Consider the following 26,564-nt stretch of genomic DNA (forward strand, 5'->3'; position numbering starts at 1 on the left):
CCTTTGCAAGCCCTGAGCTGTGAGCGTGCCGAACAGTCGAAGGGCTCATGACGGTTCACTCAGAAATGTATACCTGTCATACCCTGCCGTAGGCATCATCAAACCTGACGATATCGTCCTCTTCAAGATATTCGCCATTCTGCACCTCTATTATCTGGAGCGGTATCCTGCCTGGATTCTCAAGCCTGTGACTGGTCTCCATCGGTATGTAAGTGCTTTCATTCGGATTGACGAAAAACTCCTCATCACCCCGCCTTACCTTTGCCGTACCGGAGACTACTACCCAGTGTTCACTGCGGTGATAATGCATCTGCAGGGAAAGACGGGCCCCTGGATTTACCACTATCCTCTTTATTTTGTACCTGTCACCCTTCTCAAGCAAAGTATATGAACCCCACGGCCTTATCACAGTCCTGTGAGTCAGATGCTCCTCAGCCCCGCGCTTCTTCAACTCCTCCACTATCTTTTTTACATCCTGAGCCCTGTCTTTATGACAGACAAGCGTTGCATCTTCCGTATCAACCACCACCATGTCACTCAACCCTGCAGTGGCAACAAGCCGGTTTGACGCATAGATGATCGAATCCCTGCTCTCCACATCAACAACATTTCCGGCTATGACATTTCCCCTGGTGTCCTTAGCTGTTATCTCGTCAAGGGCGGTCCAGCTGCCAACATCACTCCAGCCAAGGTCTGCCGGGATGACAACAACCTTGTCAGACTTCTCCATTACGCCGTAATCAATAGATACTGATTCCAATCCTGAAAACACCTTGCTGACGACAGATGCCTCATCACCCTTTCCTATCGCCTCTTTAATCTCTCTTAGCCCCTTTCCGAGAGAAGGCATGTGACGTTCTATCTCATCAAGGATAACCGAGGTCTTCCAGACAAACATGCCACTGTTCCAGAAATAGCTTCCATCAGCGAGATATGCCCTTGCTGTCTCAATGTCCGGCTTTTCAGTAAAGCGGTCAACGCAGAATACCGGGGTGGAGAATGTTTCCCCCTTTGAAAAAGGGGGATTAAGGGGGATTTTCAGGGAAGTTCCTGCATGTATGTATCCGTACCCTGTCTCGGGTCTCGATGGCTTTATGCCTATAGTTACGAGATAGCCGTCACTGGCAGTTTTGAATGCATTTCTCATTGTCTCAATAAATTTCTCTTTATTCTTTACAACATGGTCAGCCGGAAGAATACCCATTACAGAATCAGGATTTTGGTGGTTCAGATAAACCGCTGCAAGACCTATTGCTGCAGCAGTATTCCTGGCAGCCGGTTCAATGATGAAATTATCTCTGTTGAGTTCCTGGACCTGATATTTTATCTGTTCAGCCTGGGACTTATTGGTTACGACATGTATATGCCCAGGCGCGATAAGCGGTCTGACCCTTGCTATGGTCTGCTGTATCAGCGTCTCGTCACCGTCAATCCTTAGGAGCTGTTTGGGCATGGCCTCCCTGCTCAAAGGCCAGAAGCGGGTGCCGCTGCCGCCTGCCATGATGACTATGTAGTTGTTATTTGATTCCTGGGTCACTATATGAAAATCCCCCGTTCAAATCCCCCCTCCCCCCCTTTAATAAAGGGGGGAGCTGATTTCCCTCCTTTATACAGAGAAGAATTACTTTCCTCCTTTGTAAAGTGTGGGAGCTGATTTCCCTCTTTTATGCAGTGAAGAATTACTTTCCCCCTTTGTAAAGGGGGACTAAGGGGGATTTTACCTGCCTGCATAAAACTCCTTCACCTTCTCAATCACGTAATCCTGCTCATCCTGTGTAATAAACGGCGACATGGGCAGGGACAGGATTCCCTTCGATGTCTTCTCGCTTACCGGAAAAGCGCCTTCCCTGTAACCCAGATAGCTGAATGCCTCCTGAAGATGCAATGGCTGAGGATAGTGAATTGCCGTAGGCACCCCATTGTCATTGAGGTATTTGCTCAAGGCATCCCTTTTATCTGACATGACAGAATACTGGGCATATACTGAGGTATTGTACGGCTCTATATACGGTGTTACTACTGCATCTTTCAGCCCCTCACTATAATATGCACCCTTTTGTTGTCTCAGCTTAACCTCTTCATCAAGATGCTTAAACTTGGCCAGCAGAACCGCTGCCTGTATAGCATCAATCCTTCCATTGATGCCTATATATTTGTGCTGATACCTCTTAATCTCTCCATGAACGTGCAGGCTGTTGATGATACCTGCAATTTCCTGATTGTCTGTAAAGACCATCCCGGCGTCGCCATATGCGCCAAGAGGCTTTGACGGAAAAAATGAGGTGACACCAATGTCCGGCAGGCCGCACGACCTCCGCCCCCTGTATGTAGCACCAAATGACTGGCATCCATCTTCAATTACGAACAACCCCCTTTGCTTCGCAATAGTATATATAGCATCCATGTCTGCAACCTGACCGTAGAGGCCAACGGGGATAATACCTCTTGTCTTTTCAGTAATTTTTGCTTCAATAAGGGATGGGTTTATATTGTAAGTCCTTTCATCAATGTCAACGAACACTGGCTTCGCGCCAAGAAGGGCTATGACCTCTGCAGTTGCTATAAAGGTAAACGGAGGGCATATAATCTCGTCACCGCTTTTGACTCCATAGGCCATGAGTCCAAGAAGAAGGGCATCTGTACCTGAGCTTACACCTATTCCAAAACGGACGCCCACATAGGCGGCAAGCTGTTTCTCGAGTTCAGCAACCTTGCTGCCAAGGATAAACTGGGTACTCTCAAGCACCTCTGAGATTTCCCTGTCAATATCTGACTTATACTTGATATACTGGCTTTTAAGGTCTATGAAATTTATCTTCATCCAATAATCCCCGATCAAATCCCCCCTCCCCCCCTTTACTAAAGGGGGGAGCTGATTTCCCTCCTTTATACAGAGAAGAATTACTGTCCTCCTTTGTAAAGTGTGGGAGCTGATTTCCCTCTTTTATGCAGAGAAGAATTACTTTCCCCCTTTGTAAAGGGGGACTAAGGTGGATTTCATTTCCCTCACATTAAAAAGGCCATAGAAGGGTTACCTCCCATGGCCTCCAATACACAACATATTGCACTTTTTATCCTTCTGTCTTCTCAAGGATAATCTTATGCTCAACAAGCCGGATCTTCTTAATGCGGGCAGTCAACGTCTTTTGCTCGCCAGAAAGGTTTCTGATATATATCCTGCCCCCTTCCTGGGGCTCTAAGACATCCACACTGTCCAGGAGGAGTTCTTCTCTTCCATTTTTCTCGATGTAAACGCTTGCCTCACACATGCTGCATCTCCTTTTAAGATAGATTAAAGGATTCTCTTCAACCTGTCAATCAGTTTGTCTATTAAATGAGGAAAGGGCTCAGGGGTAACACCTATCATCTCAATACCCTGCTGCGGAAGGGGTACCAGCAGCTTCTTCGCCTTGCTGGCGGCAACTGCATCAGCCATCACCTGAGTATACTCCCCAAGCATTGAATTTGGTATCACGATCGCCCATGAGCCAATAATAATGTCTGCATACCTGCATACCTGAACTATGGAATTTTCTCCGCTTGCTGCTTTGTTTGCACCTGCCTTCATCATTAATGATGTAGCTATTGCATTGGTACCGATAGCAATAATGTCCATCTTCTCAACATAAGCCTCAGGCAGGTTCTTCTGCATCTTTTCTATTATGTGGGCGCCGATACCTCCACCCTGTCCGTCTATCACCAATACAGTAATTTCATCCATATTGAGTATAATACATATTACTGGCCGACAATGCAACCTTATGCTAAAATAACGTCCTGAAAATGACGACAGTAATATTGTTAACCATCTCCAATATTTTCATGACCTTCGCATGGTACGGCCATCTAAAATACAAAGACTCTGCGCTCTGGAAGGTGATAATCATAAGCTGGCTCATAGCATTCCTTGAATATTGCTTCCAGGTGCCAGCCAACCGTATCGGACATTACCACTTTTCTGCTGCACAGCTAAAGACCATACAGGAGGTTATTACGCTGATTGTATTTTCAGTGTTTTCAATCCTGTACCTGAAAGAGGAGTTCCGGTGGAATTATCTGGTTGGTTTTCTGTTTATAATTGGGGCTGTCTTTTTTATGTTCAAAAAGTAATGATTACTGCATATTGCCAAGATACCACTCATACGTCTTCATTATTCCTTCCGCAAGACTGGTAACAGGGGCCCAGCCCATGGACCTGATTTTTGAAGTATCAAGGAGCTTGCGCGGCGTTCCTTCAGGTTTAGAAAGGTCATGCCTTATATCGCCTGTAAAGCCGGTTAATTCTCTTACAATATTTGCAAGTTCCTTTATCTTCAGATCCTCGCCCATCCCTATATTCACAAACTCCCCGATGTCTTTATAATCGTAATTCTCCATCAGGTATACGCAGGCGCCTGCAAGGTCATCCACATACAGAAACTCCCTGTAGTGCTCACCGCTGCCCCACAGAAAAACATAGTCTTTTGTAATGCCAAGCCGTTCAAGTATCTGTTCTTCAGACATGAGGGAGGAAGGTGACAGATCAATGCCAAAACCTAATGGAAAAGTTTTCAGGTCAGTCCTTATCATTTCAAAATCCTTATTCCTTAACAGCTTTGCCAGATGAAATTTCCGTATCAGGGTTGGCAGGACATGTGCAGTCTCAAGATTAAAGTTATCACCGGGCCCGAAAAGATTAGAAGGCATCACGGATATGAAGTTTGTCCCATACTGCTCATTATAATAACGGCACAACTTAATGGCAGATATCTTTGCTATAGCATAAGGTTCATTGGTAGGCTCGAGACTCCCTGTCAGGAGAGATTCCTCCTTCATTGGTTGAGTGGCAAGCCTTGGATATATGCAGGAGGAACCGAGATTGAGAAACTTCTTTACCCCAAACTTGTAGGCAGAATGAATTACATTTAAGGCAATAGACATATTGTCGTAAATGAAATCAGCCCTGTAGGTATCGTTTGCCAATATGCCGCCCACTTTTGCCGCAGCCAGATAAACGTGATCCGGCCTTTCCGCTTCAAAAAAGCTTTCTGTATCAGACTGCCTTCGCAGATCAAGCTCACTGCTCGTTCTGTACACAGTATCCGTATAACCCTTTTTATTTAAGGTCCTGAGAATGGCAGATCCAACAAGCCCTCTATGACCTGACAGGTATGTCTTCATTTTTGCACTAATCCCTCTTCCACCATTTATGCGGATATACCTCTCTTAACATCCTGTCTCCTTCACCTTTTGGCTCAACACCCAACTCTCTCATGTCAGCATCCACCATGATCTTTGCGAGCATGGAAAAGTCAACCTTTGGCTCCCACCCCAGTGCCCCTTTTGTCCTTGCCGGGTTGGCCTTGAGCACATCTACCTCTGTAGGCCTGAAATATTTTGGGTCTATCTTTACATGCTCCTTCCAGTCCAGACCAGCATAGCTGAAGGTCTCTTCTACAAATTCCCTTACTGAATGGGTCTCCCCAGTCCCTACAACAAAATCACCAGGCTTGTCATGCTGGAGCATTAGATATATGCACTCCATATACTCTGGGGCAAATCCCCAGTCCCTTTTTGCCTCAAGATTGCCTAAATAGAGATATTTCTCTTTCCCGGCAACTATGTTTGCTATTGCCCTTGTGATCTTTCTTGTAACAAATATCTCCCCGCGCCTCGGTGACTCATGGTTAAACAATATCCCATTGGATGCAAATAAATTGTATGCCTCACGGTAGTTGACCACCATCCAGTAGGCATAGACCTTTGCCGCTGCATAGGGGCTCCTCGGATAAAAGGGTGTATCTTCTGCCTGGGGAGGAGGGGCAGCCCCGAACATCTCACTGCTCGATGCCTGATAGAATCTTACGCTGTTGCCGCTGCGTCTGATCGCCTCCAGTAACCGGGTAGTGCCCAGGCCGGTGATATCCCCTGTATACTCCGGCATATCAAAACTAACCCTGACATGGCTCTGCGCACCAAGGTGATAGACCTCATCTGGCTGGATGTTGTATATAAAATGCGTGATCTGCCCTGCATCAGAGAGGTCTCCATAGTGGAGGAAGAGCCTGGCTGCAGGATCATGAGGGTCTACATAGATATGGTCTATCCTGCCGGTATTAAACGTGCTCGCCCTCCGTATCAACCCATGAACCTCATACCCTTTTGACAGCAACAGCTCTGCCATATATGATCCATCCTGACCTGTAATCCCGGTCACCAATGCTTTTTTTGGCATAATCACGTCCTTTCAATTAATATCATTTAGAATCAATAAAATACAAAGCAAATTACATACCATTAATCGGTTCTGCCGTTCATCAATATTCCAAAACCAGGGGCACCGCAGGGAACCTCCCCGTTACCACCCTCCTGACCTCCGCTGTCACTCAGGGATGATTCTTTGCCGTATTTGTCATAAAGGATGCCGATGCTTCCGCAGGTTGCAGCCCCTCTTGACAGGACGCCGCCTTTGAAGGTATTGTCCCCGTCAAAATCAGCCAGGACACCTGTGCCATAGTCGTGCCCTGCGCCCTGTGAGACACCGAAGGTTACAGTGTAGGAATCTTTTCCCCTTTCATCAATCAGGATCCCTGCTGACGTATGTATCCCTGCACCCTGTGCATATCTGCCTGCAATATATGTGTCATCTCCACTCATGTCATGGAGAATGCCCAGCGAGTACCAGTAACTCGCACCCTGGGAAAAATAGTCACCTATATATTTATCATTTCCGTCCTTATCAATCAACAGACCAATGCCGCCTGAGGCGCCTGTTTCTGACTCGTTCGGACGTATCCCTATGGCGAAACCCTGCGACAGGCTCAGTGTGGAGTATCCCGGCTCTCTGTAGTCAGGATACTTACCCCCGGCAAGGTAAAGATCTCCTCCTTTCAGGTCTATCAAAGCCCCGAATCCCCTGACAGAGGCGAACCCCTGCGATTTCACATGGGACTCATATGTGTCGTTTCCCTGCATATCGAGAAGCATACCTATGCCGAAGATGCCAGCCCCTTCTGCAACAGCGTCTGCCATATATATATCATCCCCGTGAAGATCAAGCAGGATTCCTCCCCCCAATATGCCAGCCCCCTGGGAAACCCTGTCAGCCATATAAAGGTCATTTCCCTCAATATCCGCCAGTATGCCCGTTCCCATAAACCCTGCCCCCTGGGATATGTTCTCCCTTGTAATGTACCGGTCATTGCCGGCGAGGTCTATCGTGATACTGAAAGGGTATTCGATCGTGGATCCCCCTGCATTGTTTTCATACACATCGTCGCCGCCAAAGTCTATAATCATAAAGGCATTGCCTATATAACGGGTACTGCCCGGGCCTCCAACAATAATCCTCCCAAAGACCGAATCTATCATGTCGAGGACATCGCCTTCGGCAACATCAGGAGACACTGTATTGTGCCTTTTGATTGCCCCGGGATTTAACTTCTTCAAGGCCTCTATCACCTGAGGCGATACTGCTTTTGAAGCCTCAACCACAGATCTTAATAACATCGCGAAGTCCACCTTTCCGGCGACTTCAAGCAGCCTTTCCTGAAGCTCAGGGGCCTCTTTATCCTCTGATAAGATACCCAGCACCTTCTCTTCCAGGAATTTCCTGTCTTCCCCTGACAGCCCCTTAAAGGACTCCTGTCTATAATACTCTGCCCTGGAAATCGTCTCAGTAATATAGCCTAATATCCCGTCAAGGCTGCCCATAGCCCGAGGATCCTCAGGCCCGCTTTTTACTTCAACATCAAGCAGCAGTGAAGCCTCTTCAATTAAACCGTTCAGATCGCAGGCATCACCTGAGATGTGACTGAGGACAGAGGCCGTAATTTCCCTGGATACAGGAAGGATATTGGTTGGATTTTGTAAAAGATAATTGATCTCACTCAAACGGAAGGAATTGTCGTGCGCCAACTTATCGCTATCAGGGAAAAAGCTCTGCTCCCTGAGCTGCGCCAGCGTAGTCTGGAAATCCTGCAGTCTGCCGGAATCCTCCATCATATGATAAACAGCAGAGCTGGTCTTATCCATTGTTTTCTGCATCGCATCTGTCTCCGGGTGAGGCTTAATCTTCGGTGCAATTTTCCTCCTTACTCCAGGCCTTGCCCCTATGCTCATCTCTTTGCCGTCCCTGATGATGGTCAACATCAGGTTGTCTCCTCTATTCTTCCCTGTTATAGCCTTTTTCAACTGATCCATTGGTGGAGTCTTATCATCAAAAAGTTCCCCATCAGCGGCAATTACAATATCCCCGGGCTTCATGCCTGCCTCTGCCGCAGCGCTGTCAGGTATAATACGATCAATATACACGGCTTTATCCTTCCTGACCGGGTCAGAGAGATATTGATCAGGCACAACCTCCATATGAACTCCGAGGAAGGGTGCTTTTGGTTCCTGCCGGACATCCTCTGTCGCAGGGAAAAAGAAGGGATTAAAGTCAGACATCACATTTCCGCTGGTTCGAAGGGCTTTTTGCGTGCAACCGCAGGCGCCAATCAGGGCAACTGCGAGAGTGGCATGGATAATTTTATATTTCAGGTTTTTCACTGTCTCAGCGTTCTATTTTCCTGCTATTGTTTTTTATATCATAACAATAAGCGGCATGGGGGGCAACTTAAGCTGTAACCCCCTGCCGGCAGGTCATACCATGGTTTTTCTAAATTGACCTTTATTATCATATAGGTTAACATACAATTCATTATGAATCCTGGTCAATCAGTATCCGTTGTTATCCCGGCAATGAATGAGGAAAAGGGCATCGGGAAGGTTATTAAAGGAGTTAAAAATATCCTGGGAGGAAACTGTGAGGTCATCGTTGTAAACGACGGTTCTAAAGACGGCACTGAGAAGGCAGCGCTTGAGGCTGGTGCAACCGTCGTTAGCCATCCATATAATCTTGGAAACGGCGCAGCAGTTAAAAGCGGCCTGCGTGCAGCAAAAGGGGACATAATCGTTCTCATGGATGCTGATGGCCAGCACAAACCTGAAGACATACCAAGGCTTCTTGAACAGATTGGCCCCTATGAAATGGTAATCGGGGCACGGACAAGTCAGTCTGAGACATCTGTTCACAGGGATATTGCCAATTCCATATATAACAGATTTGCAAGCTATCTTACCAAGAGAGAAATACCGGACCTTACTTCCGGATTCAGGGCAATTAAGGGAAAGATTGCAAAGCGATTTATATACCTGCTGCCAAACACCTTTTCTTATCCGACCACCCTTACACTCTCGCTGATCAGGTCAGGACATAGTGTTACCTTTGTCCCTATTGTGGCACTAAAGAGGGAAGGCAAGAGCAAGATCAAGCTTCTCAAGGATGGAATCAGATTTTTCATGATCATGCTCAAGATAGCAACGCTTTTTTCGCCTTCAAGGGTCTTTCTTCCTGTAAGCGCCTCCTTCTTTGTTGTCGGCATAGGATATTATATTTACACATTCGTAACCACTCAGAGGTTTACAAACATGTCTGCGCTCCTGATTGGAAATGGTGTAATCATCTTTATGATGACCCTTATTGCCGAGCAGATAGCCCAGCTGCGGTTAGACCGGACAGAGGAATCGGAACAGGAAAATAAACTCTGAAACAAGGGAAAAGCTGGAAATTGCGGGTTTGTTATTTCGGTACCTACTCACTTGAAGAAGGGTATCCCAGAAACAGGGTGATCATTGAAGGCCTCAGCAAGAACGGCATAGATGTTGTCGAATGTCATGAAGACCTCTGGGGCGGGACTTCAGATAAACTTGCAGGCATTCAGGATGGTTTTTCCATCATCACGAAGCTCCTGCGGATCCTGCAGGTCTATTTCAGGCTAATCATTAAATACAGGGGTATCGGGAAACACGATGCCATCATTGTTGGTTATGCCGGCCATATAGACATATTTCTGGCAAAGTTACTGAACCTATTTAAAAGAAAACCCCTGATCTTTGATGTCTTCCTTTCAATATATGATACTGCAGTCGTAGACAGGGCAATAGTGCCATCAGGGTCTGTCAGGGCAAAACTGCTCCATATGACAGATGCGTGGTCCTGCTGGATTGCCGATGCAGTCTTGCTGGATACTCCTGCCCATATTGACTATTTTGTCAGTGAATTCAGCCTGCCTGCCGGGAAATTTCATGCAATACCCGTTGGCTCCTCGCTCCCTGTCAATAATACAAGCGGCCTTTCTTCAAGCAAGAACAATAAATTTACGGTCCTCTATTTCGGGTCTTATATACCTTTGCATGGGGTGGATATTATCCTTAAGGCAGCAGGGATGCTTCAGGAAACAGATAATGGAACGGTTGGATTCACCCTTGTGGGAACCGGACAACTCCTGCCTGAGATGAAGGGGCTGGCCACAGGACTTGGGTTAAAGAATGTCACTTTTATAGACAGGTTTGTAAAAGAGTCTGAACTCGCAGGCCTTATCAGTAATGCTGATATCTGCCTTGGAATTTTCGGTAAGAGCGATAAGGCATTGAGGGTTATTCCGTGCAAGGTGTATAACTGTCTGGCAGCAGGAAAACCACTTATTACAGCAAGAACATTAGCTACAGACAGTGTCCTTACACACAATAAAAATGTATACTTTTGTGATCCCGGTGATCCGGCGTCGCTGGCAAAGGCTGTGCTTGCGTTAAAGGATAATGAATCACTCAGAAATAAGATAGCGCAAAACGGTATGACGTATTTTAATAATAACTTTTCTGCTGATGCAATTGGCAGGAAGGTTGCAGAAATTATACAAGGCATTGCAGATTGAACCTGATTAAACCAGGCTTATGAAAACGTCATTCCCGCGTAAGCGGGAATCCAGACCGAGGCTTGATTCTGGATTCCCACTCCCCGCTTAAATCCTGCGGGGACAGGTTCCGCGGGAATGACGGGTATACAGGGGCATTTTTGGGTGAAAAAACATATTCAAACCATCGGTAGTGTGGAAAAACAGGGATCGGCTTACAGGAATTACCTCAACAGGGTCGTTGGCGGGAAATCATGCCTTGACCTGCTTCGCTACGAGTTGATCACAGGTTTGTTAGGGGGGATACCGGGCGCTGCAGGCACGTTTCTTCGTTTGTACTGTTATCGCTTTATTATGAACCTGACTGGCAGGGTTTTCCTCGGCAAAGATATATCCATCCGGTGTCCTGGAAATATTACCGTCGAAGAGGGGTGTTTTATTGATGATGCCGTACGTCTGGATGCAAAGACAGGCGGCAGTGGTTACATACGAATACGTAAACACTCTGTAATAAGGTCCTTTACGCTGATATCCACAGGCGGGGACGATGGTTTTGTGGACATTGGGGCTAATTGTTTTATTGGTCAGGCATGTCAGCTTCATGGGTATGGAGGCATTAAGATCGGCAACAATGTACTTCTCGCAGGGCAGGTCTTTGTGACTGCCTCAAGTCACGTCACTGCGAGGGTTGATGTCCCTATCAAGGATCAGGGGATTACAATCGAAGGGGTTGAGATAGGCGATGGGTGCTGGATTGGCGCCGGGGTTACTATTTTGGATGGCGTAAAAATAGGAGAGGGTTCTGTTGTTGGCGCAGGGGCTGTGGTTACCGGCAGTATACCCCCTTTTAGTGTTGCAGTCGGAATTCCTGCAAGGGTAATCCAGGAAAGATCGGAGAGCATCAGTGGCAAATAACAAGGGTAAAGAGGTCCACTATGGCACATGGGAGATCGGCGGCCCAAGGCATTTTTACAGGGAGGGGCTGATATTGGAAAACCTCCGCAAATGCCTCCCTTCAGGCCGTATTCTTGATGTCGGATGCGGTACCGGAAGCCTGATGGCCAAACTTGCCCTGCAGGGCTATCATGTATATGGAATAGACATGTCTGACGAGTGTCTTCGTGTTACCGCGGAACGGATGAAGCGCCTGTCACCTGGCATCACGGCTGAGGTCAGGCGCGGCAGTGCATTGGAGGCAGATTATCCTGACAGGTTTTTTGATGCCATAATTGCGGCTGAGGTGCTGGAACACCTGGAAGAAGACCATAAGGCTGTCCGGGAGTTCAGCAGATTATTGCGGCCAGGCGGCCTCTGCCTGATAACTGTCCCATCAAACCAGCGTTTATGGGATAAGTGGGACGAAATGGCAGGGCATAAGCGCAGATACTCCAGGGAAGACATCACAAGACTTTTTACTGATCAATCTTTTTCTGTTGAAAAAATATTCACCTGGGGATTTCCACTGATGCGCTTTTATCACCGCATCGTCTTTCTCATGTGGGCCCGGCACATAGATAAAAAAAGCGGCGGGAAGATATCATGTGATGATAGAGCAACGAGGATCGGACTGAGCCGCTGGACCACTTTGATACTGGGGAACCTCTTTCGCATTGACAACATCTTCAGTTCATTACCGTGGGGTATAGGAATGCTGCTCGTAGCCAGAAAAAGATAACCTCATAAGAAGACACAAGCAACTTAATGAAAATTCCCTATAAAAAACTTACAGGCATAATATTAGTTATAATCATATGTTATTTCCTGGGAGCTGCCTTCTATAAAGAGTGGGACAACCTGTCCAAATATAATTGGTCCCCCCAGCCTGTCTGGCTTGTGATTTCTATCCCCGCTATAATTTTTGCCTACGTATTCTGTGGCATTGGCTGGACAATAATTTTGCAAATGATCGGTGTAAAGATAGGGAAGGCTAAAGGGACAATAATATTTTTATTATCTTTATTCGGAAGATACATCCCCGGCGGCATCTGGTCGGCCCTCGGAAGACTATACCTGTGCAGGCTTGAAGGGATTCCAGACTCTAAATCAGGGATCAGCATCCTGCTGGAACAGGCTTATCCGGTTGTAGCCGCATGTATTGTGTTTGTTTTTTCACTCCTTTTCTGGCCTGCGGCAGATTTGCTGGTAAAGGTATTGCCCCTGATCTTTATCCTGCCGGTATTTGTCTTGTTCCTCCACCCAAAACCATTTCTTAAAATTGTGAATCCTGTTCTGGCATGGGCCGGCAAAAAACCGGTTAAGATATCCCTCTCTTTTAAGGATATGTTATTACTAACCTGTTACTATTCCTGCTACTGGATAATAACAGGCACTGCCTTTTATTTTTTTGTTAATGCATTTTATACTTTGGAACTAATCCACATCCCAATACTGGCAGGTATTTTTGCTATTTCATTTACAGCAGGATATCTGGCGTTCATTACGCCTGCAGGCCTTGGTGTACGTGAGGGGCTGCTCTCGGTTCTGCTCAGTCAGTTTTTACCTGCATCTGTAGCTATTGGTCTGTCGTTTTTATCGAGACTGTGGCTTATCGGCATTGAGATCCTTATTTTGATGGCACTTCTTATTAATCCCAAGACGAGAAAAATGACTAAAACTGCGATTGGGTTATAGCCGGCCTTTCCAACCGTACCACACAATTTTTTGTGATTCTTCTTCCTTTTTGCTGTAATCACGAAAATGGCCATTCAGATATAATAATAGAATATCTTTTCCAGAGTCATACGAGTGGAAAAACTCTCCATAACTGGAAAACCAACTGACAGGAACATTGCCCTTTGGCTTGCCAGGGTACAGGTAATAGACCTCCATCCGCGGGTTGTTATAGAAGAGTTTCAGCAGATGCTCTCCAATGAAGTGGAGTTTATACTCCTCGCCACCGGGACTGGCAGAAACATATACATCGCTGTAGTAGCTGGCAATGAATACATTTGAATTTTGCCCAATTTCCGGCGCTATATGTTTAATCTCATATAACATAGTGGCCAGCCGTGCAGAATCTGCTGTCCTGAGGTAACCGCCAGTCCAGATACGGTCTTTATATTTCAACTGTATAACCTGCCAGTTTAAAAAGAGGTACACTAATAATGCCAGGATAGCTACAGGTTTATATAATGCATTTCTCTTTGTGAAGATTGTTACACCATGCGATACAAAGACCCCGATGAGAAGATACGAAGGAATTATCGTATAATGAACCGCATACCTGCCGGGCTGCAGTAACATCGGTGATATCGTAATAGTGAACCATATTAGCGCCAGTGTCATCTGATTCCGCAGATTTCTGTTGTTCAACGCAGCGATACAAATAATGAATATTATGAAACCGGCATATAACTCAAGAAAATTGGCATACTGCAGCTGGCTCTTAAAAGGGAGAGTATAATGGTATCCCAGCAGGCTGTACGCAATATATATGAAGAAGCGGATGGGAATTAAAAAATCTATTTGCAGTCTGCTCGGGAAACCCGCAGTTTGCTGCAGGGTCATTCTCCAGACAACAAAGAGACATGTCACAACCAATGGGAATATGAGATGCCTCATTTTATTAAGTTCAATTTTGCCTTTTAAGACGACCAAATGATGATAGCAAAAGACCAGGATAAGTAATCCAAACAGGGTGACTGCAATTTCCTTGCACAGAAAGGACAGGATATAGAACAGATAGACAAAGAAAAGGTGGACCCGCCTTCCGCCCTTCAGATATTTAAAGTAGAATAGAAGGCTGGAAATCATGGTCGTCTGGACTAGTAAATCTGCGCTTCCTGCTACGGAATAGGCCAGAAGCGCATAGTGGTAATCCCGTACCCCATACAACAGCGCTGACAGGGATGCGGTGATCTTATTTTTGAAAATGGTTTGAATCAGAAAGAAGAACAGAATGGTATTAAGGATATGAAGAAACAGATTGACAAGATGATACCCAAAGGGGTTCAGGGCAAAGACCTTTAACAAAAAAGCCGGATAAAGCATCACAGAAAGCGGCCTGTAGGCCAGGTCAAAAGTACTCGGAGTGGTCAGTATCGTTGTCAGGTAATCTATCTTTGAGGATGAAATACCGAGGGTTTTTTCAGCGCCATAGAGGATGGTGAGGTCGTCATTGATAAAGAAGAGTCTCAGCAGGGGACTGAAGCAGAAAATGATTAAGGCTATTGCGATGACGATTAAGGCAGCAGATGAAGGTTGTTTCAGGATATTGCGCAAGGGTCTCTGAGTTTCTTGTGGTTACGGTCATCACCTGCTCTTAATTAAGGTTAAATTGTACAGATTAAAGATTAAAGGAAGATTAAAAGAAGATTAGAAAAAGATTAGAAGGGTGGTAGATTTTTTCCTGCCTTGATAGTCTTGAGCATATTACCTATAATATTTTGGACTACATGCCAGGCTATGGATGCCTGTATAGCTAAACCGTCATGAGCCTCAGGCTTACAAAGGTTAATGAAAACGTCATTCCAGCGTATGCGGGATTCCAGACCGTGGGCTTGATTCTGGATTCCCACTTCCGTTGGAATGACGGGTGAACAGGAGCATTTTCAGGTTAACCGTAGAGGAATGGGGAGGTGGATATGCAATCTTTCAGGGAGGAAGGAACGTGCCTGCCGCTTTGATGTCTAAGGACTTCTGGAAATCAATGGCCGTCATCCTGCTCCTGACGCTTGTGGGGTATGGTTTTCTCTGGAAGCCTGGAAATACCCTGTATTCGCCGTATTCCGATTTCATAGCCGAGCATGTCTCAACCAAACAGGTCCTGTATGATTCCATCCATCAGGGCTGGGGAATCCCCTTCTGGCGGAACGATCAATTTTCAGGTTACGCGGGACTGATAAACCCCATAGCCCAATACACATATCCGCTCCACTTCTTATTTTATCTCCTTCCTCCTCTTGCAGCCGTTGGGGGAACCTTCTTTCTCCACTTTCTGGTCTCTGCACTGGCCTACTATGCTGTGGCCGCATCACTGGGACTGGGGTTCTGGCCGCGCCTGATGATGGCTGCCGCAGGACTCTTCAGTTTCAAGCTGATTGTTGCCGTTTATGCAGGATGGCTCCCCAACATCCCGGTCGTCGTCTGCCTGCCTCTGCTCTTTGCAGCCTTATTTTATCTTGTGAAGAAGCCGTCCCTTGCTTCATCCCTGATCCTGGCAGCAGCCGGAGGTCTTTGCCTTCACTCAGGCCACCTGCAGCTCCTCTACTACACATTCTGGTTCCTGCTGGCATGGATTCTAATCCACGCAGCAAGACAAGTCCGGACAAAAAATACCAGGGTATTGGGACCTTTGGTTTTATTTCTGGCGATCAGCGCCATCCTGGCCGCCGGCATCTCGGCTTATCTCCTGTGGCCGCTCGCTGCAGAGGCGACGCTCATCTCGAGGAGTGAGACGAACTATGCATTTTTTCTTGGCGGCCATGCCTTGGAACCCAGGCAACTCCTCACATTCCTCTTCCCCGAGGCGCTTGGAACACCGCTGGACGGGAGCTACCAGCGCCGTGAGTTATGGGAAGACGCTGCATATTTCGGCCTGATCCCCCTGCTGCTGGCAGGAGCTGGAACAGTACTTGGGTGGAGACGGGCATACACGAAGTATCTGGCAGTCAGTTTCGCAGCAACCGTGTTCCTGTCAATGGATAGCCCTGTCATTCACTTTATTTATGATTATCTGCCCGGATTCAGGCTCTTTCGCATCCCGGGGCGGTTTCTTTTCCTCAGTACGTTTTTTGGAATTGCCCTGGCCGGCATCGGACTCGACACGCTAATGGAGAGGATAAAAAGGAAAACAAGGGGTTTCAATCCTGCGACCATCCTCGCCGTCATAATAATCGCCCTTATTTCCGCCGAGGGGATAAGCTACGCGTGGCGGTACCTGACGATGGTTCCTTACGAAAAGGCAGTGCCGCACACAGCATACCAGAGATACCTGTCTGATGACCGCTCCCTCTTCCGTGTCGCTCCGGTCTTTCGTCCAACGGTCTTATACGGCTGGGCAGCGCCGATGGGGCTTCAGTTGGTGACGGGATATGATTCGTTCAATTATCAACATTACAATGCCTACTTTGACCTTTTACGCTGGGGCAGGATCGAGCGCACTGCCGCACGGGTATGGAATGATCTGATCCCGGCGCCTGGCCCCTCTCTTCCACGGCTGACTGCCAGGACAGACATGCTGGACACCCTGAATGTGAAATACCTGATCTCTCCGGTCCCGCTGGATATTCCCAACAACCGCTATGAACTGGCAGAGGTGTTTCCGAATCAGCCGGCATTCGTCTTCTATCAGGGGGAGAGGCGTACTGATATCTATCTTTACCGGAATCAACACTTCCTTCCCAGGGCATTCTGGACAGAAAGGGTGATTCAGGCAGATGATGAAGAGGCCGCTATCCGCCAAATACAGCAGCACAACCTTTCCTCTGCGGCGGTGGTGGAGGGGGGAATTAAAGATATCGCATACCCTGTACCGCAGGGGGGGGGTGGTGTTGAAATTACGGAGACCCGAAACGGCTATCTCAACATGAACCTCAATCGTCCCACAGAGGGATACCTTGTGATCAGCGAGGTCTGGCATCCAGGCTGGCGTGCAAGTCTCGATGGACATGAGGTCCATCTCTACCGCACAAACCTGGCACTCCTTGGGCTGCCGGTTCCGCCTGGACAGCATCAACTTATTCTGGAATTTCGCCCCTTGCGATGGATAGAAGGGCTCACGACAAGCATTGTTTCAGGCGCACTCTTTGTAATATTAGCGATAGGCGTTCTGATAAGAGTCTTTTTAAACTCTATTGGGCTGAGTCACGAATAGGGTAGCCTGCATTGTAATGTCCGATTTGCACCCGGAGGGCATTGACCAATGCAATGTCGGATTGTGCGGAAGCTAGTTCAATCGCTTCACGCGCTGTTGTCACAGCTTCAGGAAAACGTCCGGCCTCTGCATAGGCGGCTGCCAGTGTGCCGAGTATTACCGGATTTCTGCCGCCGGTAAGCCGGTTTGCTCTGTTGGCAAGTTCGATTGCGAGCGCACCATTGCGGACTGATGCCTCAGGACAAGTAGCCAGCATCCAGGCATAGTTGTATAGAATAAAGGGATTGTCAGGCTGGAGCTTTACGGATGTCTTCTGGTGTTCCATAGCCTCGGTCCACCGCCCCTTCTGGGCCAGGGCCCTGGCAAGGTTACTGTGCGCCGGGGCGTTGCCGGGTTGGAGTTTCAGAGATGTCTGATAAAGGGGGATTGCCTCATCCACACGTCCTGTCTGCTGAAGGGCATAGGCAAGATTGTTCCAGGCATCTCCGTAACCCGGGTAGATTTGCAGGGATTTCCTGTAATGAGCGATCGCCTCATCCACCCGTCCTGTCTGAAAGAGGGCAAAGCCGAGGTGGTTGTGTGCCTTGAAATGGTTGGGTTCGATCTCAATGGCACTCTGGTAATGGGCAATCGCCTCATCCAACTGTCCTCTCCGGCGAAGGGCATTACCCATATTATCGTGGGCGTTTGCATGATCGGGTTCCAGATCCAGTGCCTTCTTTATATGGATGATTGCCTCGTCTGTCTGTCCTCTTTCGAGCAAAAGGCCGCCGAGGTTGTTATGTACCATCGCGGATCCGGGGTTCCTGGCAATCGTTGTCCGCCACAGCGCTTCGATGCCGGTATACATCGTGCTTTGCCGCCAGGTCAACACAATAAGCGCCAGTAGCAGTGCCCCGCAGAGGACTGGCTTAAAAAATGAATATCTCTTCTCCCAACGGCTCAATGACATCGTAACCCCGGCTGCCACCAGGGCAATGGGGCCAATGATTGAAAAATACTGCCAGTGATCTGCTACCAGGGAGTATCGCATGAAATAAATGTTTAAAAATCCAAGTACAGGCAGGAGCATTACCACAAAATAGCCGAGGCTGAATAACCATGCCTTTCCCCAGCTGCGCCGGAAGCGCCATAACAGCAGAAATCCTGCAATCACCAATAATCCAGGCACATACGACAAGACATTCGTGTCGTCAATATGCCACCGGGGATAAACAAAAATCAGATTTAGAGGTAGCAGCGCCTTGAAAAGATAAAACCATATCGCCCATCCGGCGCCGGCCAGACGCGACAAGAGGCTATCTTCCCGCACAATAGCAGAACCGATGGACTGATGATATTGATACCAGACAGTAACAAGTCCAAGTATCCCAGACGCAATAAAAAAGGGAACAGTGCGCCACACGTCCTTAAGTCCCACCCTTCCCCGGCGCCACCAGGCAATGCCCAGTAAAACAACGGGCAGGGGCGCCACCGCTGACTTGCTCAACAGGGCAAGCACAAATGCCCCTGCGGACATCCAATACCATAACCTGCGGTTCGTATCCTCAAACCGCAGATACCAGAGGAGGGTCCATGCGTAGAAGAACATTGCCAGGGTATTCTTCCGTTCCGTAATCCATGCCACTGATTCGACATTGACCGGGTGCAGGGCAAACAGGGCTGCTGCCAGCCATGCCCCTGGAATTTTAAGCCTCTCCAGCGCCCGCCAGCACAGTATTGAACTCAGTGCATGCAGCAGCACATTGACTATGTGATAGCCGAGAGGGTTCTCTCCCCACAGTCTCCATTCCAGCCACAGGGTGGTGGAGGTTGCGGGAAAATAATCAGGGGCGGATGCAGTAAACCAGAACCGGTACAGACCATCGGACATGCGGATAAGGGGGTTATTCAACAGAAATTTATCATCGTCCCAGATGAACCCGGCATGCCACACAGGAATATAGGCAATGAAGGTAACGGCTGCCAGAAGCAGCGCCTGCAGCCAGCCCTTGTAAACCGGAGAAATATGCGTTTTATCAGTCATCTTTGCTGTGTTCATAAGCCCGGCAGACTTCCTCGAATACATGTTCCACTGTAATAGCCTGCATGCACAGGTTGTTACGGCAGGGTGATTGGCGGTTGTTGTATGCGTTGACGCAGGGACTGCATGCAATTCCAGCCCAGAGAGCCGTGTTCCTGGAAGAACATGCAGAGAATAACTTCGGGGTCTCAGGGCCAAACAAAGTAACCACGCGAACAGGTGTAAGGGCTGCGAAATGCGACGGACCGCTGTCATTCGTGACGAGGACTTCAGACAGCGTATAGAGAATCAGCAATTGCCGGAGCGTGGTCATGCCGGCCAGTGAGAAACAACGGTCAGACGCTACTTCTCTGACCAGTTCAGAGGTCGCCCCAGCCTCACTCGGCGCTCCTGTAAATGCCACATAAACCTCCGGGTATCCTGCCAGCAGCCTGCCTGCCAATTCAACATAGCGATTGTTCGGCCACCGTCGTAACGGCAGTAAGTCACTGGCATTGGGATTGAGCAGTATCAACGGAGGGCTTCCGCCAGTCTTACGGCGCAGTATTTCCCTGACCTCATCTGTTTCGCCTGCGCCTGGTGTAAACTGCGGCGAATCATCCCTGGCTGTCTCAGGTTTCCAATCAAACGTCGGCAGCGCCGCCGGGTCACAAAGGGCGGCCTCAACCAGCGACAGAAAGGTCTGTGTGGTGTGGATGTGAGGGTTATAGAGCAGCCTGTGAGTCATCAGGTTTCCGCGATAAGGACCGGCCCCAAAAAATGCGTGAAAACCGATGCGGCATCGTGCACCGCTCAGAAAAGTAAGCGCAGCTGAACCTCGCGAAAAAAATTCCATATCCACAGCAGCGTCAGGTTTCAAAGTACGCAGGCGCAGTAAGGCAGCGGGCGCGCTGCGAATCATTTCCAGTAAATTCTTAGATGATATGGTGATTACGTTTTGTTCAGGAATGATGCCAAGCGCGTCGAGGATAAACCGGTTGTCCTCAAGGGCAATGAAGTAAACGTTTTCACGTCCTGCAATTTCGACTGCCCGCCGCAAGGCAGGAGCTGCAAGAACAGTTGAGCCTTGTTCTGCCAGTTTTACGAAAAGGAGGCTTCCAGGCGGACGGGGACAGGAAGGGGCACGGCGTCCGGCGAGTGTGCGTATGACGGTTAATATGAAACAGAGTGGAACCCCCAGCCACCGGTCGAGCCATTGCAGAGCTTTTACATTCATGAGATGAAACCCGAAAGGCCTTGTACATGAATACTGGATGACATGCGCATTGCTGTATTTGTCTTCACTGACAAGCAATAAAGTAGCAGAATGAGATTTCTCTGTCAATAAACATGCATGCATTCCCATGCCTGAATTCCCATTGACACTTAATTTTCTTACTGCTATTCTTATGCAGAAAATTATTATGGATTATCATCCGGCAGTCTACAGGGAATATAGATAACAGGCATGGAGGATCAGTTCAACAGTCGGCAGCAATGGGCGATTCTGACCAGCGTTTTTCTTGTTTCCTTTGCCGTACTGACTTTCGAAATCAGCCTTACCCGCGTCTTTTCAGTGTTGTTTCGCTATCATTACGCCTTTCTGGCGGTTTCCGGAGCTGTCTGCGGACTGGGCCTCGGCGGATTCGCCTGGCACTGGATCAGCAAAACCAGGAACCGTCAATTAGAGGCCGGCTGGGCAGGACTGGGATTTGCACTGTCAGTGCCGGCCAGTATTATAATCCTCTTCGGCACACCTCTTTCTTCGGTTCTTGCAGCACATCTTTGGGCAGCCTTTATTCCGCTCCTGCCCTTCACCCTTGCAGGTGTATTCCTATCTGAGATTTTTCGACAGCGCGCTGCGGAAAGCGGCCGGATATACCAGGCTGATCTCATTGGCGCAGCGCTTGCCGCCATACTGATAGTTCCATTAATCAGTATAACCGGCCCGCTCTATCTGGCATTCCTGCTCGGCGGCCTGAGCGCTGTCAGCACACTCTGCTGGGCCGTTGCACAGGGCAACCGCCTGCTCCTCCTGGTCAGCGCTGCCAGCGTGGCCATATGCTTCGCATTATGGCCTGTTACAGCCAATTACGATCTTCTCAGGGTCCGGCCTGTTACATCAGGCGCCCCGGAAGTAGCCAAACCCATGCTAAAGGACCTTGCGGATCCGGGACTGCATGCGCACATCATTGACAGCAAATGGTCTGCCTATGCCCGCACCGACATGGTCCGCTATGGCCTCCCTCATGAAGAGGATTCAAGGGTGCATATATTCACAGACGGGGAGGTCCCTGCTCCCATGATTCTATTTGATGGAAACCTGAATAATGTACGTTATCTGAGAAGTGTGCTCACATACTTCTCTTTCGCCCTTAATCCACGGGACAGCATGCTTTCCATCGGACCTGGCGGCGGGATGGATTTTCTCCTCGGATCACTGGCAGGTTTCAGGAAGATGGATGGAGTTGAGATTAATGCATCTCTGGTCAATATGGTGGACCTTCACAGCAAAATAAACGGCGACATTTATCATCTTCCGGGTGTGAATGTCACTGTTGATGATGGACGCAGTTTTGTACGCCGTTCCCCGGACCAGTATGACCTTATAGTGAGCGCCCTGACCCAGACAGCGACAACCGGCAATGCCGGCGTCGCACTGGTTGAATCCTATATTCACACACAGGAGGCATTCGAAGATTATTATCAGCACCTGACAACCAACGGCCGTTATACCCTTGTCACGCAGTCGGAAGAGCTGTTGTTGCGGGCCGCTTTTACTGCCATCGGGGTCATGGGTGAAAAAGGCATAAACTCTGCCGCAGCAACAGAGCACCTGATAGCCCTTAAAACAACCGATACAGAACCTGTACGCAATCCATACCGGTATCTGCTTGTCTGGAAGAAATCCCCTTTCAGTCCTGAAGATATTGCCCTGGCAAAACGAGGGGTTGCCTCCGGCCTGGCAGAAGCTGTTTTTATTCCGGGTGCTGGCGGCAACACTGTTCTGGAACAAATAGGGCAGGGGAAAATCAAACCTGATCAGATTTACAATGAAGGGATACTTAAGGAAGGACGGCTCATAAACCTGCGTCCTGCTACGGATGAGAAGCCCTTTTTCCTCTATCTGGCCTTTGGTGTACCAGGAGTGCTTAAAGGGCTGCTTACAGGCGCCATTGGGGCTGCTCTGCTCTATACGATCGTAATGCTCGTGATTCGCGGTCGCGCCGGCAGTCCTGTGCGCGGCTGGCTTATATATTTCAGCGCTCTCGGCATGGGTTTTATGTTAGTCGAGATCCCTCTGGCTCAGAAATTCATTCTCTTTCTGGGCCACCCCACCTTAAGTCTTGCAGTGATACTCTTTTCATTGCTGATCGGCGCCAGCATCGGCAGCCGCCTGAGTCAGAACTGGCAAACCGGACAACTCGCTCGACGGGTGAGCCTTACCGGATTGATCGTTGCCCTGCTGGTGATTATCTATGCTTTGCTTCTTTCCCCTGTCCTGAATCTGTTCCTGCCGCTGCCATTATTTGCCCGCTTAATTATCTCAGCCCTCCTTTTGCTGCCGCTGGGAGTAGCCCTTGGTATTCCCTTTCCAAGCGGACTGAGACTCATCTCCATATCCGGACAGGATGACATCCCATGGATGTGGGGTCTTAACGGAATGATGTCAGTGGCAGGGAGCGCCCTGGCTGTTGCCGGCGCATACATAATAGGTTTCAGCGGATGCCTGTTTATCGCTGCGCTGATCTATGCAAGCCTTTTGCTGTTGGTACCGCGCACGCGCACCGTATGACTGTTCACATATTGAAGCGCTACTTTTCAACCATCCCAACCACATTTTCAACACTGTCTGTAAAATAAAGATAGGGCGAGCCTTGTGACGTGGCAACGCTCACAACGTTGTTATATCTTGCATCTTCCCTTACACCCTGTATGATAGAAGATTCCCCCCTCCTGCCTGATAAGGTAAGCACCTCACCTGTATTCTTGTTGACCCGCCGGAATACATTATTCCCTGTATCAGCCACATACAGATAATCTCCATCAACAGCTATTCCCCTCGGATAATTAAATCTTACATAGAATGTGGTGCCATCTTTATAACCAGATATACCGGGCATACCGGCTATCGTCTTTACCTGCCCTGTAGAGGCAAGGATTCTCCTGATCGAATGATTGCCGCTGTCTGTCACATAAAGGTATTTGCCGTCAGTAGTAATACCCCTTGGGTCGTTAAACCCTGCTGCTGCCCCTGTACTGTCAGCAGTTCCTGGCGAACCGGTGCTTGTGACGTAATCACTCAAGCCGGCTACAAGTCCCACATACCCGGTAAGCAGATTGATCCTTCGTATAAGATGGTTTCCGGAATCAGCTACATACAGATGATTTCCAATGATACAAATCCCCCGTGGCGAGTTAAACATGGGGTAGCCAAATTCACTGTTTACAAAACCGGCTGTGCCGGGAACTCCTGCTATCGTAGTTACTTCTCTGGTGGAAATGACCACTTTTCTTATAGTATGGTTTCCTGTGTCAGCCACATACAGATTCCCCATGCCATCTGCGACAATACCAACCGGATTGTAAAAGCTGGCAGAATAACCGGCACTATATGTGTAGCCGGACTTCCCGATATTGCCGGCTATCAGAATAAGCGGGGCATTGACCAAGTTTGTTATATTCAACTTGCGTATGGCCTGGTTGCCTCTGTCTGCTACGTAGAGGATATTACCTGCCAAATCAGCTCCTGCCGGAGAATTCAATGAAACCCCCTTATTTAAGGAGTACGAAAATGTTGCAGTTTCTCCGGTATTCATCTTTACCCTTCTGATTCTGCTGCTTCCTGTATCCATTACATAGAGATATGTCCCGTCTGTATTAATCCCTGTAGGAGAAGAAAAGGATGTTGTCTTGCCAGTCCCATCTGTAGAATCACCATAGCTGCTTTCCCCAGCCTGAAGAGCGGTGCACTTCCTTACCACTGTTTCCACGCCATTTGTTACTGTAACCTCATCTACGCAGTCTACATCTCCTGCAAGTAAAGATACCTCCCCGGTAGTAAGATTTATTTTTCTGATGATATGGTTTCCTGTATCTGACACATAAAGAATGTCATTATGCCATGTAATACCTTCAGGCAAATTAAATAATGGAGCACCATCCGCACTTTCCACGAGACCTGAGGTTCCACGGCTGCCGGATATGGTTACGACAATTCCTGTATTTGGGTCCACCCTTCTTATGGCATGATTACCCGTATCAGCAACATATAGAAAGGTCCCATCCGTTGTAATGTCTCCGGGACTATTAAAATGGGCAATACCTGAAGACCCCTCACTTGAGTCATTCAGTCCGGCGACACCGCTCTGACCTGCAAGAGTTGTCACTTCCTTTGTAAGAATGTCAATGATGCGAATAACATGATTCCCTGAATCAGCTATATACAGCTTCCCATTTATCCTCACACCCCGTTTGGGTGATTTAAACCTTGCATCTATGCCGATTCCATTCACAGATCCTGATTCAGCAGGGTATCCGGCAAATGTACGCACCTCGCCTGTAGAAATATTCATGCTCCTGATTATATGATTGTTCGTATCAACTATATATATGAAATTTCCACTCTCATCTGCTATAACATCTGTAGGGGAGTTAAATACTGCGGAACTCTCTGAACTATCAGTAGCTCCGGACACGCCGGCTTTACCTGCAATAGTTGTAACCTCACCTGTCTCTCCATCCACTTTTCTTATAAGGTGATTATAGGTATCCGCTACGTACAGGGTATTGCCATCTATTGCAATACCGCCTGGAGTGCTAAATCTGCTGTTAACACCTGCATCATCTGTAGCGCCTGTATACGATGGCGCCCCTGCTATTGTTTCTATCTCTCCGGTAGAGATGTTGACACTGCGTATCGTGTTATTATTCATATCAGTAACATAGATGTAGTCGCCTGCAATAGCAATCTCAGCAGGACTGTTGAACCTGCCAATACCAGGCGGACCATCTAAAAACCCGGGTACCCGCGGTGTTCCGGCCAGAGTAATAACTGTGCCATTAATCAGGTCTATGACCCGGATAAGATCATTCCCTATCTCAGAAACAAATAGTTCGCCTCCTTTTAAATAAAGACCAGATGGATAAGAAAATCGTGCATTAAGAAGTGACCCATCTGAAATGCCGCTCTCCCCGGCTTTTCCTGCCAGTGTAATGACCTCTCCTGTTTGAATATCCAGTCTCCGTATAGTGTGATTATTGGAATCAGCTATGAATAAAAACTCCCCATCAGTAGTTATACCCAACGGATTGTTAAATCTGGAAGAGTCACCGATACCATCTGCAGAACCACGGGTTTTAACTGAACCTGCTATGGTTAATGTTGTACCGCTGTTCTTGTCAACACGTCTAATAACCTGATTATCCGTATCCGTAACATAAAGCACACTGCCAATTGCAGTTATTCCTGACGGCATCTGGAACATGGTATCCGCGCCAGTTCCATCTGAATAACCAGCCTGACCTCGCCTGCCTGAAAGTGTAGTAACCTCACCACTGTACATCCCGACCTTACGAATAACCTGGTTATAGGTATCAGTGACAAACAGATTTAAACCATCTGCAACAAGCCCCTCAGGGTAGTTAAATCCGGCATCCCTGCCGGTTCCATCGCTAAAACCCCGCCTGCCGGGATAACCTGCCAGGGTTGTTACGGATTTAGTGGATAAATCAATCTTTCGTATCGTGTGATTTTGCCTGTCAGTGACATAGATATTGTTTCCATAAACTGTCATTCCGGTGGGCGAATAAAATCTTGCAAGTGTGCCTGTAGCATCGGATGTACCTGAACCACCTGGCTTCCCTGCCAGCAATAACATCTTACCGCCGGTTATACTGTTATTGCCTTCTAATATTGGACCAATTGTTTTATACTCACTGCTACAACCTGTGAGTATATAAGTCAAAAGGCAGGCTGTTAATAGAATGGGAAGACTGATGAACAAACTATGATGTCTTGACATTAATACTA

General features: G+C 48.0%; 19 protein-coding genes. 8 read left to right on the forward strand and 11 right to left on the reverse strand.

Features of this window, described 5'->3' with window-relative positions; translation table 11 throughout:
* Positions 1-76: 76 nt before the first annotated feature.
* From IT393_08925 to IT393_08940, 4 genes are all read right to left on the reverse strand, one after another.
* Entirely contained in the window at positions 77-1,501 is a 1,425-nt protein-coding gene (locus IT393_08925; protein ID MCC7202762.1) for a mannose-1-phosphate guanylyltransferase/mannose-6-phosphate isomerase, read from the reverse strand.
* Positions 1,502-1,717: 216 nt separating this feature from the next.
* Complete coding sequence (locus IT393_08930) at positions 1,718-2,821, reverse strand: DegT/DnrJ/EryC1/StrS family aminotransferase (GenBank protein ID MCC7202763.1); 1,104 nt, start codon at positions 2,819-2,821, stop codon at positions 1,718-1,720.
* A 250-nt stretch (positions 2,822-3,071) separates the two neighbouring features.
* Complete coding sequence (locus tag IT393_08935) at positions 3,072-3,269, reverse strand: CooT family nickel-binding protein (GenBank protein ID MCC7202764.1); 198 nt, start codon at positions 3,267-3,269, stop codon at positions 3,072-3,074.
* A 23-nt stretch (positions 3,270-3,292) separates the two neighbouring features.
* Positions 3,293-3,712, reverse strand: a complete 420-nt coding sequence (locus IT393_08940; protein MCC7202765.1) for a DUF3842 family protein — start codon at positions 3,710-3,712, stop codon at positions 3,293-3,295.
* A 71-nt stretch (positions 3,713-3,783) separates the two neighbouring features.
* Between IT393_08940 and IT393_08945 the strand changes: the two genes are divergently transcribed.
* Positions 3,784-4,110, forward strand: a complete 327-nt coding sequence (locus IT393_08945) for a DMT family protein (protein MCC7202766.1) — start codon at positions 3,784-3,786, stop codon at positions 4,108-4,110.
* A 3-nt stretch (positions 4,111-4,113) separates the two neighbouring features.
* Here IT393_08945 and IT393_08950 read toward each other — a convergent pair whose 3' ends face one another.
* The 3 genes from IT393_08950 to IT393_08960 all read right to left on the reverse strand — a co-directional run bounded on the left by IT393_08950 (position 4,114) and on the right by IT393_08960 (position 8,427).
* Complete coding sequence (locus tag IT393_08950) at positions 4,114-5,160, reverse strand: GDP-L-fucose synthase (protein MCC7202767.1); 1,047 nt, start codon at positions 5,158-5,160, stop codon at positions 4,114-4,116.
* Positions 5,161-5,167: 7 nt separating this feature from the next.
* Positions 5,168-6,214 carry a GDP-mannose 4,6-dehydratase gene (gmd, locus tag IT393_08955; protein ID MCC7202768.1) on the reverse strand — a complete coding sequence of 349 codons (1,047 nt, stop codon included), beginning with the start codon at positions 6,212-6,214 and terminating at the stop codon, positions 5,168-5,170.
* 62 nt (positions 6,215-6,276) lie between these two features.
* Complete coding sequence (locus IT393_08960) at positions 6,277-8,427, reverse strand: PDZ domain-containing protein (GenBank protein ID MCC7202769.1); 2,151 nt, start codon at positions 8,425-8,427, stop codon at positions 6,277-6,279.
* Positions 8,428-8,682: 255 nt separating this feature from the next.
* Between IT393_08960 and IT393_08965 the strand changes: the two genes are divergently transcribed.
* From IT393_08965 to IT393_08985, 5 genes are all read left to right on the forward strand, one after another.
* A complete protein-coding gene (locus IT393_08965) occupies positions 8,683-9,570 on the forward strand; it encodes a glycosyltransferase family 2 protein (protein MCC7202770.1) in 888 nt (295 codons plus the stop codon).
* Between the two features lie 20 nt (positions 9,571-9,590).
* Positions 9,591-10,736 carry a glycosyltransferase family 4 protein gene (locus IT393_08970; GenBank protein MCC7202771.1) on the forward strand — a complete coding sequence of 382 codons (1,146 nt, stop codon included), beginning with the start codon at positions 9,591-9,593 and terminating at the stop codon, positions 10,734-10,736.
* A gap of 144 nt (positions 10,737-10,880) precedes the next feature.
* Entirely contained in the window at positions 10,881-11,630 is a 750-nt protein-coding gene (locus tag IT393_08975) for an acyltransferase (protein ID MCC7202772.1), read from the forward strand.
* The gene (locus IT393_08980; protein MCC7202773.1) at positions 11,620-12,390 is read left to right on the forward strand and encodes a class I SAM-dependent methyltransferase; all 771 of its coding nucleotides are present in this window, start codon (positions 11,620-11,622) and stop codon (positions 12,388-12,390) included. Before IT393_08975 ends, IT393_08980 begins: the two co-directional genes overlap by 11 nt.
* Positions 12,391-12,416: 26 nt before the next feature.
* Entirely contained in the window at positions 12,417-13,346 is a 930-nt protein-coding gene (locus IT393_08985) for a flippase-like domain-containing protein (GenBank protein MCC7202774.1), read from the forward strand.
* Here IT393_08985 and IT393_08990 read toward each other — a convergent pair.
* Complete coding sequence (locus IT393_08990) at positions 13,341-14,936, reverse strand: hypothetical protein (GenBank protein ID MCC7202775.1); 1,596 nt, start codon at positions 14,934-14,936, stop codon at positions 13,341-13,343. The two genes, IT393_08985 and IT393_08990, sit on opposite strands and share 6 nt — an antisense overlap.
* Positions 14,937-15,249: 313 nt before the next feature.
* Here IT393_08990 and IT393_08995 point away from each other — a divergent pair, with 313 nt between their 5' ends.
* Complete coding sequence (locus IT393_08995) at positions 15,250-17,529, forward strand: YfhO family protein (GenBank protein ID MCC7202776.1); 2,280 nt, start codon at positions 15,250-15,252, stop codon at positions 17,527-17,529.
* On the opposite strand, the gene IT393_09000 is transcribed toward IT393_08995, so the two are convergent.
* Positions 17,507-19,570, reverse strand: coding sequence for a tetratricopeptide repeat protein (locus tag IT393_09000; protein ID MCC7202777.1), 2,064 nt, complete (start codon positions 19,568-19,570; stop codon positions 17,507-17,509). The genes IT393_08995 and IT393_09000 overlap by 23 nt on opposite strands.
* On the reverse strand, positions 19,548-20,897 hold the full coding sequence (locus IT393_09005) for a glycosyltransferase family 9 protein (GenBank protein MCC7202778.1): 1,350 nt from the start codon (positions 20,895-20,897) through the stop codon (positions 19,548-19,550). The genes IT393_09000 and IT393_09005 overlap by 23 nt, the downstream gene beginning before the upstream one ends.
* 102 nt (positions 20,898-20,999) lie before the next feature.
* Between IT393_09005 and IT393_09010 the strand changes: the two genes are divergently transcribed.
* Positions 21,000-23,327 (forward strand): hypothetical protein, encoded by a 2,328-nt coding sequence (locus tag IT393_09010; GenBank protein ID MCC7202779.1) that lies wholly within the window; start codon positions 21,000-21,002, stop codon positions 23,325-23,327.
* A 19-nt stretch (positions 23,328-23,346) separates the two neighbouring features.
* On the opposite strand, the gene IT393_09015 is transcribed toward IT393_09010, so the two are convergent.
* Positions 23,347-26,556 carry a hypothetical protein gene (locus IT393_09015; protein ID MCC7202780.1) on the reverse strand — a complete coding sequence of 1,070 codons (3,210 nt, stop codon included), beginning with the start codon at positions 26,554-26,556 and terminating at the stop codon, positions 23,347-23,349.
* Positions 26,557-26,564: the final 8 nt, after the last annotated feature.

It is taken from the genome of Nitrospirota bacterium, assembly GCA_020851375.1.
Lineage (GTDB): Bacteria > Nitrospirota > 9FT-COMBO-42-15 > HDB-SIOI813 > HDB-SIOI813 > RBG-16-43-11.

Excerpts from the sequence above, each read along its gene's own strand:
- IT393_08965 (MCC7202770.1), top strand. The coding sequence starts at position 8,683 with ATGAATCCTGGTCAATCAGTATCCGTTGTTATCCCGGCAATGAATGAG.
- IT393_08985 (MCC7202774.1), top strand. The coding sequence starts at position 12,417 with ATGAAAATTCCCTATAAAAAACTTACAGGCATAATATTAGTTATAATC.
- IT393_09005 (MCC7202778.1), bottom strand. The coding sequence starts at position 20,897 with ATGGGAATGCATGCATGTTTATTGACAGAGAAATCTCATTCTGCTACT.
- IT393_09010 (MCC7202779.1), top strand. The coding sequence starts at position 21,000 with ATGGAGGATCAGTTCAACAGTCGGCAGCAATGGGCGATTCTGACCAGC.
- IT393_08950 (MCC7202767.1), bottom strand. The coding sequence starts at position 5,160 with ATGAAGACATACCTGTCAGGTCATAGAGGGCTTGTTGGATCTGCCATT.
- gmd (MCC7202768.1), bottom strand. The coding sequence starts at position 6,214 with ATGCCAAAAAAAGCATTGGTGACCGGGATTACAGGTCAGGATGGATCA.
- IT393_09000 (MCC7202777.1), bottom strand. The coding sequence starts at position 19,570 with ATGAACACAGCAAAGATGACTGATAAAACGCATATTTCTCCGGTTTAC.
- IT393_09015 (MCC7202780.1), bottom strand. The coding sequence starts at position 26,556 with ATGTCAAGACATCATAGTTTGTTCATCAGTCTTCCCATTCTATTAACA.
- IT393_08960 (MCC7202769.1), bottom strand. The coding sequence starts at position 8,427 with ATGTCTGACTTTAATCCCTTCTTTTTCCCTGCGACAGAGGATGTCCGG.
- IT393_08925 (MCC7202762.1), bottom strand. The coding sequence starts at position 1,501 with ATGGCAGGCGGCAGCGGCACCCGCTTCTGGCCTTTGAGCAGGGAGGCC.
- IT393_08930 (MCC7202763.1), bottom strand. The coding sequence starts at position 2,821 with ATGAAGATAAATTTCATAGACCTTAAAAGCCAGTATATCAAGTATAAG.
- IT393_08945 (MCC7202766.1), top strand. The coding sequence starts at position 3,784 with ATGACGACAGTAATATTGTTAACCATCTCCAATATTTTCATGACCTTC.
- IT393_08935 (MCC7202764.1), bottom strand. The coding sequence starts at position 3,269 with ATGTGTGAGGCAAGCGTTTACATCGAGAAAAATGGAAGAGAAGAACTC.